Origin of the sequence: Micromonospora sp. NPDC048830 (genome assembly GCF_043198215.1) — a bacterium.
Taxonomy (GTDB): Bacteria; Actinomycetota; Actinomycetes; order Mycobacteriales; family Micromonosporaceae; genus Micromonospora.
The window spans coordinates 21967-37074 of record NZ_JBICUP010000023.1 but is presented as its reverse complement, the minus strand read 5'-3'; the positions used below and the strand labels follow the sequence as shown (position 1 = coordinate 37074).

The window sequence follows — 15108 nt, the reverse complement described above, 5'->3', positions numbered from 1 at the left end:
GATCAGCCGGCCGGGTGCGAAGCGCGGGCCGCCGCCCCGGCCGTCGAGAGGGGCCTCTTCCTCTACCGAAGGCGTCGACAAGGGGCCCTTCCTTTCGTCAGTAGGCGCGGGCCAGGATGGCGACGAGGTCCGGCTCGTCCTCGGAGTCGGGGACCGAGCCGTCGGCGCGCAGCAGGCAGCGGACCGTCACGCCCTGGCCGTTGGCCTCGGCCTCGCCGGCCACGCCGACCGCCGACCAGGGCACCCGGGCCCAGCCGGTGGCCGCCGCCTCGATCGCCTCGGCGAGCGTGGCCACCTCCGTGGTGCGGGACTGGCGGAGGGCCAGCGCCTGGTCGTGCAGCGCCTGCTGGTCGGCCTCCAGCGCGGCCAGCACCGCGCCGACCACGTCGGCGACGGGGACCGGGGACTTCGAGCCGTCCGTACGCCGGACCACCACCGCGTTGCCGGCGGCCAGGTCGCGGGGGCCGACCTCGACGCGTACCGGGTAGCCGCGCAGCTCGGCGTCGACGGCCCGGCGGCCGAACGGGGTGTCGGTGCGGTCGTCGAGCGCCACCCGGACCCCGGCGTCGCGCAGCGCGTCGTGCAGCTTGACCGCCGCCTCGCGGACGCCCTCGCCGTCCTTGACCACCATCACGTACGCCTGGACCGGCGCCAGCTTCGGCGGGACCCGCAGGCCGTTGTCGTCGCCGTGGCACATGATCAGGCCGCCGAGCATCCGGGTCGAGGTGCCCCACGAGGTGGTCCAGGCGTGCTCCCGGCCGCCCTCGGCCGAGGAGTAGCTGATGTCGAACGCCTTGGCGAAGTTCTGCCCCAGCTCGTGGCTGGTGCCGAGCTGGAGGGCCTTGCCGTCGCCCATCATGCCCTCGCAGGTGTACGTGGCCGTCGCCCCGGCGAACCGCTCCCGGGCGGTCTTCAGGCCCACCACCACCGGGATGCCGAGCACGTTGACCATCAGGTCCTCGTACGCCTCGTGGAGGATCTTGCGGGCGTACGCCCGGGCGTCCTCGCGCGTGGCGTGGGCGGTGTGCCCCTCCTGCCAGAGGAACTCGCTGGTGCGCAGGAAGACCCGGGGGCGCAGCTCCCAGCGGACCACGTTCGCCCACTGGTTGAGCAGCAGCGGCAGGTCCCGGTACGAGTCGATCCACTTGGCCATGAACTCGCCGATCACCGTCTCGCTGGTGGGGCGCACCACCACCGGCTCGGCGAGCTGCTTGCCGCCGCCGTGGGTGACCACCGCCAGCTCCGGCGAGAAGCCCTCGACGTGCTCGGCCTCGCGCTTGAGGTAGCTCTCGGGGATGAACAGCGGGAAGTACGCGTTCTCCGCGCCGGCCGCCTTGATCCGGGCGTCCATCTCGGCCTGCATCCGCTCCCAGATGGCGTAGCCGGCCGGTCGGATGACCATGGTCCCCCGGACCGGGCCATTGTCGGCCAGCTTCGCCTTGGCGATCAGATCCTGGTACCAGCGGGGAAAGTCCTCCGCACGGGGAGTGAGCACGCGTGCCATGACCGCACATCCTATGCCGCGCCGGGCGGTCCGCCGTCATCGGGCGCGACCGGCTCGGATCGCGTCGCGCGCACCGGCCTGTCCCGACCACGGCGGCCGTAGGCTTCGACCACCATGGGTGAGGTCAGGGACGCCGCGCGGCAGCGGCTGCGGGACGGCATCGTCGATGCGGCCCGGGCGCTGACCGTCGCGGGCGGCTGGGACGGCGTCCGGATGGGCCAGGTGGCGGCGGCGGCCGGGGTGAGCCGGCAGACCGTCTACAACGAGTTCGCCAGCGCTGCGGCCGTGGGCCGCCCGCCACCTGCCCGCCGCCGGGGCCGCCGAGCCGGCCGCCCTGGCCTTCGCCGCCGGCATCCGAAGGTTGATCAAGAGGTTTGCGTCGCCCGCCGACGCGTCCGCCGACGCAATTCTCTTGATCAACGAGCGCGGGCGCCGGGGGCGCCGCGCAGGGGGTGGCGGGGGCGCAGGGGGCGGCGGGGGCGCAGGGGGCGGCGGGGGCGCAGGGGGCGGCGGGGAATCAGCGGAGGACGCGACCGCGCAGGACGACGCGGGCCGGGGTGCGCACGATCCGCAGGTCGCGGCGGGGATCCTCGGGATAGACGACCAGGTCCGCGAGGCCGCCCTCGACCAGGCCGGGGAAGCCCAGCCACTCCCGGGCGCGCCAGGAGGCGGCGGCCAGGACGTCGACCGGGGACATGCCCGCCTGTTCGTGCAGCAGCAGCATCTCCTCGGCGGCCAGGCCGTGGTCGATGCCACCGCCGGCGTCGGTGCCGACGTAGATCGGCACGCCCGCCTCGTACGCGGCGCGGACCACCTCGGGGAAGCGGTCGCGCAGGGCGAGCATGTGGTCGGCGTACCCGGGGAACTTGGGCCGGGCCGCGTCGGCGATCCCGCCGAACGTCCGGATATTGATCATCGTGGGGACCAGGGCGGTGCCCTGCCGGGCCATCAGGTCGATCAGGTCCAGGCTCAGGCCGGTGCCGTGCTCGACCGAGTCCACCCCGGCGCGCACCATGATCTCGACGGCGGACTCGGAGAAGGTGTGCACCGCGGCGCGTACCCCTGCGGCGTGCGCCGCCGCGACGGCCGCCGTCATGGTGTCGGCGTCCCAGGCCGGGGCGAGGTCGCCCACCCCCCGGTCGATCCAGTCGCCGACCAGCTTGACCCAGCCGTTGCCGGCGGCGGCCTGCGCGGCCACCGTGGCGGCCACCTCCGCCGCGCCGACCTCGACCCCGATGTCCCGCAGGTAGCGCTTCGGCGGCGCGACGTGCCGGCCGGCGCGGGCCAGCCGCGGCAGCTCCGGGTCGTCGTCCAGCTCCGGGTACGGGTAGGGCGAGCCGGCGTCCCGGATCGCCAGCACCCCGGCGTCCCGGTCGACGCGGGCCAGCTCGCGGGCCTGGTCGAGGGAGGTGACCGGGGCGCCGCCGCGGGCGATGCCGATGTGGCAGTGGGCGTCGGTCAGGCCGGGCAGCACGAAGCCGCCGTCGGCGATCGTCTCCGCCCCGGGCACGGGGTCGAAGGTGACCCGGTCGCCGACCAGCCAGACGTCCCGGACCTCGTCGTCGGGGAGCAGCACACCGCGCACATGCAGAGCCATAGGCACAGTCCTACCGGATCATGCCCCGCCGCGTCTCGACGGGCCGGTCACCCGGATCGGGTGGGCCGGCCTCACCCCGGCGCGGGCGACGGTGGAGGTTCCGCGAGAGACCGGGAGGAAGACATGGCCGTCCGGACGAAGGTACGCCCCTCGCCCTCGGACGAGGTCCCGCTGCACCCGGCGCACGGCTACCGGCTGCGCCGGCAGAAACACCCGATCGGGGTACGAGGCGGGCCGCGGCGCGCCCCGCGCGGGTACGCGCTCGGCGACGCCGACCGGCACCGGGTACGCGCCGCGTACCACCTGCGGGTGCGGCAGGTGGCCCGGGCCGTGGTGGCGGCGGCCCGGCAGCCGGGCGACGCGGCGGAGAACCTGGTCGTCGAGCTGGAGCGACGGCTCGACTCGCTGGTACGACGGGCGGGCTTCGCGCGCTCGTTCACCGAGGCGCGCGCCCTCGTCGCCCACAACACGTTCACCGTCGACGGCGGCAAGGTCAACCGGCCGTCGTACCCGGTGCGGCCGGGGCAGACCATCGAGGTGCGTCCGGGGCGGCGGTGCCGCGCGCGGGTCGCGGTCGCCCTGGCGGAGCGCGCCGAGGGGGACGCGCCGCCGTACCTGGAGGTCAGCCCGCGGCGGTTCACCGCGAGGTTGACCCGGGAGCCGCAGCGACAGGAGTCGGCGCTACGGGACATCGCCCTCGCCGTCCACGCCGAGAAGGAGGTGGCCCGATGAGCCTGCCCGTGCCCAACGACCGGCGGGTGCCCAACTACCTGCGCCAGAGCGGCCGGCCGGAGCTGACGCCGCGGCAGCGCCGCCGCGCCGAGCAGAAGAAGGCGCGGCTGGACGGCCTGACGGGGCAGTCCCGCCCGAAGTCCGCGCCGGGGCGGTGACGACCGGCGGGTGGCGGGCCGACGGGCCCGCCACCCGCGTTTCCCCTTTTCCCGCCCTGCCTTCCGGGATGAGCAGTCCGCCTTCCGGGATGAGCAGTCCGCCTTCCGGGATGAACAGTCCGCCGGCACGCCGCGAATTTCCTGCTCACCGGAGCGCCGTCGGCACCTGCCGGACCATTCGCCATTTGTGTCGTTTGGACGGTAGACGTCGCCATTTTCCTGACAGTGCGCTACCCGGCAGAAACCGCCGGTCACTCGATTGACAAATTCCTTTATTTAGATAGCTCTTGATGTTGCGAACCTTCGGGCGGCACGATGCACCCGGAGCCCAAGGTCAGTTGGCGCTCCGCAGCCCACCTGAAGGAGCGTCGCGACGTGTCCCCGAAACGATGGCGCACAGCCGTGGCCGGCCTGGCGGTCGGTCTCGCAATCCCGATCGGCGCCGGCGGCAGCCCCGCCAGCGCCGCCCCCGAGCAGGCCGAGGCGAAAGCCGTGGCCAGCAAGGCAGCCAAGAAGGTCGTCGACCGCATCGCCCGCGACGGCAAGGCCAGCTTCTGGGTCTTCCTCAACGAGAAGGCCGACCTGTCCGGCGCGGCCAAGCTGCGCGGGCACGCCGACAAGGCCGCGCACGTCTACGACGTCAAGACGAGGCACGCGGAGCGTACCCAGGCGGGGCTGCGCGGGCTGCTCAAGAAGAAGGGCGCGGACTTCACCCCGTTCTGGCTGGTCAACACGATCCGGGTGACCGGTGACGCCGACCTGCTCGGCGAGATCGCCGTCCGCTCCGACGTCGCCGAGATCGCCGCCGACGACCCGGTCGACCTGCCGAAGCCGCTGCCCGGCAACCCCGTCGAGGCGGTCGACGCCGTCGAGTGGAACATCGACCGGGTCAACGCCCCCCGGGTCTGGAACGAGCTCGGCGTCCGCGGCGAGGGCATCGTCGTCGCCAACATCGACAGCGGCGTCGACGTCACCCACCCGGCGGTCAACGCCAGCTACCGGGGCCGCAACGCCGACGGCACGCTCGACCACAACTACAACTGGTTCGACCCGGCCGGGGTCTGCCCCACCGACGCCCCGTGCGACAACAACGACCACGGCACCCACACCATGGGCACGATGGTCGGCCTGGACGGCGCGAACGTCATCGGCGTGGCGCCGGGAGCCAGGTGGATCGCCGCCAAGGGCTGCGAGACCAACAGCTGCTCCCGGACCTCGCTGCTCGCCTCCGGCCAGTGGATCGTGGCCCCCACCGACATCAACGGGGCCAACCCCCGCCCGGACCTCGCCCCGGACGTCGTGAACAACTCCTGGGGCTCCACCACGTACGACCCGTGGTACACCGAGACCGTCTCGTCCTGGGTGGCCGCCGGCATCTTCCCGGCGTTCTCCAACGGCAACAGCGGCCCCTCGTGCAACACCTCGGGCAGCCCCGGCTCGTACACGATCAGCTACAGCTCCGGCGCGTTCGACGTGAACAACGCCATCGCCAGCTTCTCCAGCCGTGGCACCGGCGAGAACGGCGACATCAAGCCGAACATCGCCGCGCCGGGCGCCAACGTCCGGTCCTCGATCCCCGGCGGCTACGACGTCTTCAGCGGCACCTCGATGGCCTCCCCGCACACCGCCGCCACCGTGGCGCTGATGTGGTCGGCCTCGCCGGCGCTGCAGGGTGACATCGCCGAGACCAAGCGGATCCTGGACGACACCGCCATCGACGTCAACGCCCTCACCTGCGGCGGCACCCTCGACGACAACAACGTCTTCGGCGAGGGCCGGCTCGACGCGTTCGCCGCGGTCAGCGCCACCCCGCGCGGCGCGCTGGGCGCGCTGGGCGGCCAGGTCACCTCGGGCGGCGCCGGCCTCGCCGGGGCGACCGTGACGGTCACCGGCCCGATGACCCGCACCGGCACCACCGCCGCCGACGGCGGCTACGGGTTCGACCGGCTCATGGTCGGCGACTACGCCATCTCCGTCAGCAAGTTCGGCTACGTGACCGCCACCGGGTCGGCGACCATCGTCGAGAACGGGACCGCCGACGTCGACATCGACGTCACCCAGGCCCCGTCCGCCGTCCTCAGCGGCACCGTGACCACGTCGGCCGGGCCGGCCGGCGGCGCCACGGTGACGGTCGCCAACACGCCGGTGAGCACCACCGCCGACGCGCAGGGCCGCTACTCCGTGACCGTGCCGCAGGGCCAGTACAACGTCACGTACGCCCACGCGTACCGGTGCGCCGACTCGGTCACCCGGGCCGTGACGCTGTCCGGGGACACCACCGTGGACGTCACCATGCCGGACCGCGTGGACGGCTTCGGGTACGCCTGCGGCGGCGCCGGCGGCGCGTTCGTCCCCGGCACCGACCTGGTGAACCTCAACGGCGACGACAAGACCCTCGACATCGCGCTGCCCTTCCGGGTGCCCTTCTACGGCAAGTCGTACCGCAACGGCTGGGTGAGCACCAACGGCGTGCTGGGCTTCGGCGCCGCGTCGACCGCCCGGGCGAACACCGCCCTGCCCAACACCGCCGTGCCGAACCTGGCGCTCTACCCGTTCTGGGACGACCTGTACGTGGAGACCGACTCCGGCATCTACACCGCCGTCGTCGGCGCCAAGCCGCACCGCACGTTCGTGGTCGAGTGGCGCAACGTCTCGCTGTTCAGCAACCGCTCGCAGCGGCTGACGTTCAGCGCGGCGATCAGCGAGGACGGCTCGATCACCTACCGCTACAAGGACGTCGACGGCACCGGGCCGGAGGCCGGCAGCCAGGCCACCATCGGCCTGGAGAACGAGAACGGCTCGGTCGGCTTCCAGTACTCCTTCGACCAGGCGGCGGTCGCCACCGGGTCGGCGATCGCGTTCCGCAGCACCCGGACGAGCGTGCTCTCCGGCGTGGTGACGGACGCCAACGACGGGCTGGCGGTGGCCGGCGCCACGGTGACCGCGCGGGTCGGCTCCGCCACCGCCACGGACACCACGGACAGCGAGGGCACGTACCTGATCCAGGCGCCGGCCGGCGCCAGCGAGGTGACCTTCGCCAAGCCGGACTACGAGGGTGCCAGCCTCGCGGTCGACCTCCCGGCCGGCGGCGCGGACGTCCGCTCGGCGTCGCTGCGCACCGCCCGGATCGGCGTCTCGACCGGTAGCGTCAGCGTCGTCGCGCCGGCCGACCAGAGCCGGAACCGGCAGCTCGTGCTGACCAACACCGGCGCCCTGGGCACCGACGTCACGGTCACCGAGCTGGCGTCCGACGGCACGCCGCAGGACATCGGCTGGCTCGACCTGACCGGGGCGACCGGCACCGTGGCCAGCGGCGCGCACCACACGGTCGGCGTGGACCTGCGGACGGCCGGGCTGACCCCGGGCACGACCCGCCAGGCGAAGCTGCGGATCACCTCGGCCAGCGGCCGGCGGCCGGTGATCGAGGTCCCGGTCACCCTCGTGGTGCCGAGCTACGTCCGGGCGATCGACGCGGGCGCGACCAAGGCCCGGGCCGACGTCGAGGGCCAGACCTGGGCGCCGGACCAGGCGTACGCCGCCGGCGGGGCGGGCTGGCTGGGCAACTCCAGCGTGAAGTCCACCAGGACCACGATCACCGGCACCAACGACCCCGCCCGGTTCGCCAACCAGCGGGAGGGGATGTACGAGTACCGGATCGACGGGCTGGCGGACGGCTTCTACACCGTGGAGCTGGACTTCGCCGAGGTGGCCAACCAGTCGCCGGACCGCCGGGTCTTCGACGTGCTGATCGAGGGCCAGGAGGTGCTGCCGTCGCTGGACGTGGCCGCCGAGGCGGGCAGCTTCGCGGCGGTGAGCCGGTCGTACACCGTCCAGGTGACCGACGGCACACTCAACGTGCGGTTCGTCACGCACACCGGCTTCGGCAAGCCGATCGTCAACGCGCTGCGGGTGACCAACCGGCCGGACCTCGTGTCCTGACGGTGGCCCGGTAGCAGAGGGGCCCGGCCGTACGGCCGGGCCCCGTCGCGCGTACCGGGCGCGTCAGCTCTTGTCGTCCTCGCGCCTGCCGAGCTTGTTGAAGTCCAGCTTCGGCAGCTTGAAGCCGGGCGGCAGGCCCTGCCCGCCGGCCAGGGCGTTCGGGTCGAGGCCGGGCGGGAGCTGGGGCATCCCGCCGGGGAACCCGCCCGCGCCGTGCCCGACCGGGCGCGGACGCTGCCCGCCGCGCCCGCCCTTGCGCTTGTTCTTCGGCGACTTGGTCGCCTTGCGACGGCCGGCGCCGGGTAGGCCCATCATGCCGCCCATCTGCTTCATCATCTTCTGCGCGTCGGCGAAGCGGTTGAGCAGCTGGTTGACGTCCATCACGGCGACCCCGGAGCCGTTGGCGATGCGGGCCCGCCGGGAGCCGTTGATGATCTTCGGGTTGGCGCGCTCGGCCGGGGTCATCGACCGGATGATCGCGGTGACCCGGTCGAAGTGCTTGTCGTCCAGCTCGGCGAGCTGGTCCTTCATCTGCCCCATGCCCGGCATCATGGCCAGCACGTTGGCGATCGGGCCCATCCGCCGGACCGCGATGAGCTGGTCGAGGAAGTCCTCCAGGGTGAACTGCTCGCCGCCCATCAGCTTGGCGGTCATCTTCTCCTTCTGATCGGCGTCGAAGGCCGCCTCGGCCTGCTCGATCAGAGTGAGGACGTCGCCCATGCCGAGGATCCGGCTGGCCATCCGGTCGGGGTGGAAGACGTCGAAGTCCTCCAGCTTCTCGCCGGTGGAGGCGAACAGGATCGGCTGCCCGGTCACCTCGCGGACCGACAGCGCCGCGCCACCGCGGGCGTCGCCGTCGAGCTTCGACAGCACCACGCCGGTGATGCCGACGCCGTCGCGGAACGCCTCGGCGGTACGCACGGCGTCCTGGCCGACCATCGCGTCGATGACGAAGATGACCTCGTCGGGGTCGACCGCGTCGCGGATGTCGGCGGCCTGCTGCATCATCTCGGCGTCGATGCCGAGCCGGCCGGCGGTGTCGACGATGACGATGTCCCGGGCGGCCCGCCTCGCGTGCTCGATCGAGGCCCGGGCCACCTGGACCGGGTCGCCGACGCCGTTGCCGGGCTCCGGGGCGTACACCTCGACGCCGGCGCGCCCACCGAGCACCTGGAGCTGGCCGACGGCGTTGGGGCGCTGGAGGTCGGCGGCCACCAGCAGCGGCTGGTGGCCCTGGGCCTTGAGCCAGCGGGCCAGCTTGCCGGCGAGGGTGGTCTTGCCGGAACCCTGGAGGCCGGCCAGCATGATCACCGTCGGCGGCTGCTTGGCGAACTGGAGCCGCCGCCCCTCGCCGCCGAGGACCGCGATCAGCTCCTCGTTGACGATCTTGATGATCTGCTGGGCCGGGTTGAGCGCCTGGGAGACGTCGGCGCCGCGCGCCCGCTCCTTGACGTTCGCGATGAAGCCCTTGACCACCGGCAGGGCGACGTCGGCCTCCAGCAGCGCCATGCGGATCTCGCGCGCGGTGGCGTCGATGTCGGCGTCGGTGAGCCGGCCCTTGCCGCGGAGCTTGGTGAAGATCCCGGAGAGGCGGTCACTCAAGGTGTCAAACACGCGAACATCCCGTTTGTCAGTGTTCCGGCGGGCACAACGCGGCCGGACGGTGCTGTCCGGCCACCGCTAGGGTAGCCCGCCCCGCCCACCCGCGCTCCGGCCCAGGCGCCAGAGGCGTCCCCGCGCCCGCGCCGGGACCGCCGCGCCTCACCCGTCGACCAGGCCCGACTGGTACGCGAAGACCACGAGCTGGGCCCGGTCCCGGGCGCCCAGCTTCACCATCGCCCGGCTGACGTGCGTCCGCGCGGTCGCCGGGCTGACCACCAGCCGTTCGGCGATCTCGGCGTTGCTCAGCCCCTCGCCGACCAGCCCGACCACCTCCCGCTCCCGATCGGTGAGCGTGCCGAGCCGGGGGTGCGGGCGGGGCACCCGGGCCGGCCGGGTGGCGAACTCCCGGACCACCCGCCGGGTCACCGACGGCGACAGCAGCGCCTCCCCCTCGGCGACCAGCCGGACCGCCCGGAGCAGCTCGGCCGGGCGGGTGTCCTTGGTGAGGAAGGCCTCCTTGCTGGTGCGGCTGATCGCGGCGAGCGCCGCCTCGGCCTGCTCCGGCCGCTTGGCGAGCAGGTGCAGGGCGATCTCGGCCCGCATGTGGATCGCGGCGAGCCCGTGCCCGACCACGTCGTGCACCTCCCGCGCGACCCGCAGCCGCTCGGCGTCGGCCAGCCGGCGCGCCTCGTCGGCGCGCGCCCGGGCCGCGCTCTCCCGGCCCAGCCGCACGGTGGCGCCCACCGCGAACGGCACGACCAGCCAGGCGGCGACCGGCATCAGGCCGAGCATCCCGGGCGGGCGCGTCCCGACGAAGACGTACGCCAGCAGCGCCGCCAGCGCGGCGGCGCCGGCGGGCGCCGCGGTCCGCACCGGCCGGTACGCGGCCACCGTGTAGACCGCGACGAAGAACGACAGCAGGATCGGCCCGTACGGGTAGCCGAGCACCAGGTACGCCGTGGTCGCCGCGGTGACCACCGCCAGGGTCACCAGCGGCCACCGCCGGCGTCCGGCCAGGGCGAGCGCGGCCACCACGACCAGCGGATACGTCGCCCGGCCTGTGCCCACCTGCTGGCTCAGGCCGGCCGGTGCGGTGCCGAGCAGCCCGACGGCGAGCAGGGCCAGGGCGAGCAGGGCGTCGAGGAGGCCGTAGCCCCAGCCGCCGCGGTTGCGCTCCACGCCGTAAGTGTCCCCGGACAGGTTCATACCCCGAGGGTCCCGCCGCGCGGCCGTCGGCGCGTCGCCCCGCGGGCGGCGTCGCGGCTACGCCCCCCGACGTAGTGCGGCGCCAGGAATGGGCCCTCCCCATCCGCGAATGCGTGGAGAAGGAGCCCTCCCCTACACCGCGGCCAGGACGGCGGCCTCCAGGCGGGCCCGTTCGGCGTCCGACGGCCAGCCGCCGACCAGGTAGAACGCGTCGACCACGTCCCCGCCGAACGTGGCGATGCGGGCGGCGCGGACCTGGGCGCCGGCCTCGTCGAGGGCCCGGGTGACCCGGTAGAGCAGCCCGGCGGCGTCGGCGGCGCGCAACTCCAGCAGCACCGCGTCGGTGGCCGCCTCCCGGTGCCACACCACGCGCGGGGCGGCGCCGGAGCCGCGCGCGGCGAGCGCCCGGCCGCGCAGCCGCTGGGTGGCGGACACGTCCCCCGCGACCGCCCGGCGCAGGTCGGCACCGAGCGCGACCGGGTCCGGCGGCAGGCCGTACCGGGGCTGCACCCGGCACTCGACCAGCGCCCGGCCGTCGACCGTCGAGGCGTCCGCGGCGAGCACCTCCAGCCGGTGCAGGGCCAGGCAGCCGGCGACCGTCGCGAGCAGGCCCCGCCGGTCGGCGGCGGCCACCGCCACCCGGTCGGCCGTCAGGTGTACGACCGGCAGCGGCCCGGCGACCAGCGCCGGGTCCGGGGCGGCCGGGGCGGGCAGCGCGCCGGTGTCCAGCGCGGTGCGCACCCGGGCGACCAGCTCGGCGATCAGCCGCCCCTTCCAGTCCGACCAGGCGGCCGGGCCGGTGGCCGCCGCGTCGGCGCGGACCAGCGCGTGCAGCAGGTCCAGGGTGGTGGTGTCGCCGACCCGCTCGGCGACCCGCGAGATGGTCACCGGGTCGGACAGGTCGCGCCGGGTGGCCACGTCGGGCAGGAGCAGGTGCAGCCGGACCAGCGTGCCGATCAGCGCCGCCTCCGGCGCCGGCAGGCCGATCCGGGCGGCCACCGCCTCGGCCAGCGGCGCCCCGGCCGCGCTGTGGTCGCCTGGGAGTCCCTTGCCGATGTCGTGCAGGAGCGCGCCGAGCAGCAGCAGGTCCGGCCGGTCCACCTCGCGGGTGTGCCGGCTGGCCTCGTACGCCGTCTGCACGAGGTGCCGGTCGAGGGTGTACCGGTGCACCGGGTTGTGCTGGGGCAGGCTGCGCGTCCGGGTCCACTCGGGCAGCCAGCCGTCGACCAGGCCGTACCGGTCGCAGGTCTCCCAGGCCGGCAGGAGGCCGGGGCCCGCGCCGAGCAGGGAGACCAGGGCGGCGCGCGCGTCCGCCGGCCACGGCGACGGCAGCGGCGGGCAGTACGCGGCCAGCCACTCGCAGGTGGCGCGCGCGATCGGCAGCCGGGTGGTGGCCGCCGCGGCGGCGACCCGCAGGGACAGGCTCGCGTCGGGGCGGGCGCCGATGGCGGTACGTGCCAGCACCAGCTCCCCGTCCTGCTCCACCACGTCCCGGGCCACCGGCCGGCGTGCCGGCCGCACCTCGGCGCCCCGGCGGCGGCCCGAGCGCAGCCGGTCGGCGGCCCGCCAGGCGTCGTCCAGCGCATGGCTGACCGTGCGCGCGTCCCCGGCGACCCGCCGCAGCAGCGCGTCCCCGTCGTCGGCGGCTCCAGGTCGCCGCGCCGCGTCGGACGCGCCGAGCTGGAGTCGTCGCAGGCCCAGCCGGGCGGCGACGCCGTCGCGCTCCTGGGCGACCAGCCGGTCGACCCGCCGGCCGACCTGCTCGTGCAGGGCGTCCCGGGTGTCGAGCAGGCGCAGGTGGGCGGCCCGGACGGCGGGGCGCAGCGCGTCGGTGATCCCGGCGAGGGCGATGGCCCGCAGCACGCCCACGTCCCGCAGCCCGCCGGCGGCCTCCTTGAGGTCGCCCTCCAGCAGGAACGCCAACTCTCCGTGGGCGCCCCAGCGGGTCTCGGTGATCTCCCGCAGCGCGGTCAGCCGGCGGACGGCGGTGCGCCGCCAGTGGTCGGCGGCGGTCCGCGCGAGGGTGTCGGCCAGCGCCCGGTCCCCGGCGACGAACCGGGCGTCGAGCAGGCCCAGGGCGACCTTGACGTCGTCCTGCGCCACCGAGAGCGCCTCGGCGACGGTACGCACGGAGTGGTCCAGCCGCAGGCCGGCGTCCCAGATCGGGTACCAGAGCGACGCGGCGAGGTCGTCCGTGCCGGGCACCCCGGCGTGCAGCAGCACCAGGTCGAGGTCGCCGTACGGGGCGCACTGCCGGCGTCCGAGCCCGCCGACGGCGACCAGCGCCACGCCGTCGCGCCGGGGCAGCAGCCCGGCCAGCCAGCGGTCGAACGCGTCGGCCCGCCGCGCCCGCGCGTCCGCCCCGACCCCGGCCGGCACGCCGACGGCCTCGTTGACCATGAGGTTCGCGTCGTGGTGCATGGCGTACTCCGACGCGTTTCCCTTGATCAACGAGGCCATGTCGGTCGCGTCGCCCGTCAGAGGGCGTCCAGGCCGCGCTCGCCCGTGCGGACCCGGACGACCTCCTCGACGCCGGTCACCCAGACCTTGCCGTCGCCGATCTTCCCGGTGCGGGCCGCCCCGACGATGGCGTCGACGATCTTGTCGACCTCCAGCTCGTCGGTGAGCACCTCGACCCGGATCTTCGGCAGGAACTCGACCGTGTACTCGGCACCCCGGTAGACCTCGGTGTGCCCCTTCTGGCGGCCGTAGCCCTGGACCTCGCTGACGGTCAGCCCGGCCACCCCGAGGGCGTGCAGGGCCTCCTTCACCGCGTCCAGCTGGTACGGCTTGATGACCGCGGTCACCAGCTTCATGTCCAATCCTTCCATCCCAGGAACGTTAACCGGCGACCTTCTCGCTGACCGACCCGGCGGGATCCGGGACCGCGCCCGAGCCCGCCGCGCCCGGCTTCGCGTCCTCGGTGACGGGCCGGGCCGCGGCCGGGCCGCCCGGAGCGCCGATCCCGGCGAGCGCGAACGCGCCGCCCGAGCCGCCGGCCGCCGGGGAGAGGTCGTAGCCGCTCTCGGCGTGCTCGGCGATGTCGATGCCCTCGACCTCCGCCTCGGGCTTGAGGCGGAAGCCCATCGTCTTCTCGATGGCGAAGGCGAGCACCCAGGCGACCGCGAACGACCACGCCGTCACGATCAGGCCGGCGAGCGCCTGCCGGCCGAGCTGGGTGAGCCCGCCGCCGTAGAACAGGCCGTCGGACGCGCCGATCACGTCGCCGATCGCCGAGTTGACCGAGTTGGTGGCGAACAGGCCGAGCCAGAGCGACCCGATCCAGCCGCCGACGAAGTGCACGCCGACCACGTCGAGGGAGTCGTCGTAGCCGAGCTTGTACTTCAGGCTGATGGCGAGCGCGCAGACCACGCCGGCGACGATGCCGAGCAGGACCGCCGCCCACGGGGCGACGAAGCCACAGGCCGGGGTGATGGCGACCAGGCCGGCGACGGCGCCGGAGGACGCGCCGACCATCGTCGGCTTCCGGTCCTTGACCCACTCGACCGCGATCCAGCCGAGCACCGCGGCGGCGGTGGCGAGCTGCGTGTTGAGGAACGCGAGCCCGGCGACCGAGTCGACGGTCAGCTCAGAGCCGGCGTTGAACCCGAACCAGCCGAACCAGAGCAGACCGGCGCCGAGCGCGACGAGCGGGATGTTGTGCGGCTTCATGCCCTCACGCGGCCAGCCGAGCCGCTTGCCGAGCACGAGCGCCAGGGCGAGCGCGGCCGCGCCGGCGTTGATGTGCACCGCCGTGCCGCCGGCGAAGTCCAGCGCGTGCAGCTTGGCGCCGATGATGCCGCCGCCCCACACCCAGTGGGCGACCGGGAAGTAGACCAGGGTCGCCCAGCCGAAGGCGAACAGCAGCCAGCCGCCGAACTTCGCCCGGTCGGATACGGCGCCGCTGATCAGCGCGACGGTGATCACCGCGAAGACCATCTGGAACGCCATGAACACGTAGAGCGGAACCCCGATGCCGCTGGGGTTGTCGGCGGTCGCGCCCCACAGGTCGGTCTCGGCCAGGAACGTCTTGGTGCCGAGGTAGGCGCCGGGGTCGCCCCAGAGCCCGTTCACGTCGCTGCCGAACGCGACGCTGAAACCGTAGAACCACCACAGAACGGAGATGAGTCCGATCGCGGAGAAGCTCATCATCATCATGTTGAGCACGCCCTTGGCTCGGTTGAGTCCGCCGTAGAACAGGGCGAGCCCGGGCGTCATGAGCAGCACGAGCGCGGTCGACACCAGCAGCCAAACCGTGTTGCCGCCGTCGATCGTCGGTGCTTCAGGCACGCTGGCCTCCTAAGGTGAGGTTCCCTCCTTCACGGCTTCCGGGGCAGCGCCGCCCGTACGCCGGTTGCCCGAAGCTTGGT

10 protein-coding genes and 1 pseudogene are annotated in these 15108 nt (G+C 74.2%); 4 read left to right on the top strand and 7 right to left on the bottom strand.

All coding sequences use genetic code 11. From position 1 onward, the window contains the following. Positions 1-97 precede the first annotated feature (97 nt). Complete coding sequence (proS, locus tag ACGFIZ_RS20105) at positions 98-1504, bottom strand: proline--tRNA ligase (RefSeq protein ID WP_393421282.1); 1407 nt, start codon at positions 1502-1504, stop codon at positions 98-100. 114 nt (positions 1505-1618) lie between these two features. Between proS and ACGFIZ_RS20100 the strand changes: the two are divergent. Beyond that, a pseudogene (locus ACGFIZ_RS20100) lies at positions 1619-1768 on the top strand (TetR family transcriptional regulator); the annotation flags it as partial. 253 nt (positions 1769-2021) lie between these two features. On the opposite strand, the gene ACGFIZ_RS20095 reads toward ACGFIZ_RS20100, so the two are convergent. Continuing rightward, positions 2022-3101, bottom strand: a complete 1080-nt coding sequence (locus tag ACGFIZ_RS20095; RefSeq protein WP_393421280.1) for an amidohydrolase family protein — start codon at positions 3099-3101, stop codon at positions 2022-2024. 123 nt (positions 3102-3224) lie between these two features. Here ACGFIZ_RS20095 and rpsD point away from each other — a divergent pair, with 123 nt between their 5' ends. The 3 genes from rpsD to ACGFIZ_RS20080 all read left to right on the top strand — a co-directional run bounded on the left by rpsD (position 3225) and on the right by ACGFIZ_RS20080 (position 7930). Continuing rightward, on the top strand, positions 3225-3833 hold the full coding sequence (gene rpsD, locus ACGFIZ_RS20090; RefSeq protein ID WP_393421279.1) for a 30S ribosomal protein S4: 609 nt from the start codon (positions 3225-3227) through the stop codon (positions 3831-3833). Beyond that, positions 3830-3991, top strand: coding sequence for a hypothetical protein (locus ACGFIZ_RS20085; RefSeq protein WP_393421277.1), 162 nt, complete (start codon positions 3830-3832; stop codon positions 3989-3991). Before rpsD ends, ACGFIZ_RS20085 begins: the two co-directional genes overlap by 4 nt. 375 nt (positions 3992-4366) lie before the next feature. Then, positions 4367-7930: a S8 family serine peptidase gene (locus tag ACGFIZ_RS20080; RefSeq protein WP_393421275.1), complete on the top strand. Its 3564-nt coding sequence runs from the start codon at positions 4367-4369 to the stop codon at positions 7928-7930. A gap of 63 nt (positions 7931-7993) precedes the next feature. Here the strand turns inward: ACGFIZ_RS20080 and ffh are convergent, their stop codons facing one another. The 5 genes from ffh to ACGFIZ_RS20055 form a co-directional block, all read right to left on the bottom strand. Continuing rightward, positions 7994-9544: a signal recognition particle protein gene (gene ffh / locus ACGFIZ_RS20075; RefSeq protein WP_393421273.1), complete on the bottom strand. Its 1551-nt coding sequence runs from the start codon at positions 9542-9544 to the stop codon at positions 7994-7996. Between the two features lie 147 nt (positions 9545-9691). Beyond that, positions 9692-10276, bottom strand: a complete 585-nt coding sequence (locus tag ACGFIZ_RS20070) for a LuxR C-terminal-related transcriptional regulator (protein ID WP_393421389.1) — start codon at positions 10274-10276, stop codon at positions 9692-9694. Between the two features lie 594 nt (positions 10277-10870). Next, entirely contained in the window at positions 10871-13198 is a 2328-nt protein-coding gene (locus ACGFIZ_RS20065) for a [protein-PII] uridylyltransferase (RefSeq protein WP_393421272.1), read from the bottom strand. A gap of 17 nt (positions 13199-13215) precedes the next feature. Continuing rightward, complete coding sequence (locus ACGFIZ_RS20060) at positions 13216-13554, bottom strand: P-II family nitrogen regulator (protein WP_170286644.1); 339 nt, start codon at positions 13552-13554, stop codon at positions 13216-13218. Between the two features lie 25 nt (positions 13555-13579). Continuing rightward, entirely contained in the window at positions 13580-15028 is a 1449-nt protein-coding gene (locus tag ACGFIZ_RS20055) for an ammonium transporter (protein WP_393421269.1), read from the bottom strand. Between the last annotated feature and the right edge of the window lie 80 nt (positions 15029-15108).

Excerpts from the sequence above, each read along its gene's own strand:
- ACGFIZ_RS20095 (WP_393421280.1), bottom strand. The coding sequence starts at position 3,101 with ATGGCTCTGCATGTGCGCGGTGTGCTGCTCCCCGACGACGAGGTCCGG.
- ACGFIZ_RS20060 (WP_170286644.1), bottom strand. The coding sequence starts at position 13,554 with ATGAAGCTGGTGACCGCGGTCATCAAGCCGTACCAGCTGGACGCGGTG.
- ACGFIZ_RS20065 (WP_393421272.1), bottom strand. The coding sequence starts at position 13,198 with ATGGCCTCGTTGATCAAGGGAAACGCGTCGGAGTACGCCATGCACCAC.
- ACGFIZ_RS20085 (WP_393421277.1), top strand. The coding sequence starts at position 3,830 with ATGAGCCTGCCCGTGCCCAACGACCGGCGGGTGCCCAACTACCTGCGC.
- proS (WP_393421282.1), bottom strand. The coding sequence starts at position 1,504 with ATGGCACGCGTGCTCACTCCCCGTGCGGAGGACTTTCCCCGCTGGTAC.
- rpsD (WP_393421279.1), top strand. The coding sequence starts at position 3,225 with ATGGCCGTCCGGACGAAGGTACGCCCCTCGCCCTCGGACGAGGTCCCG.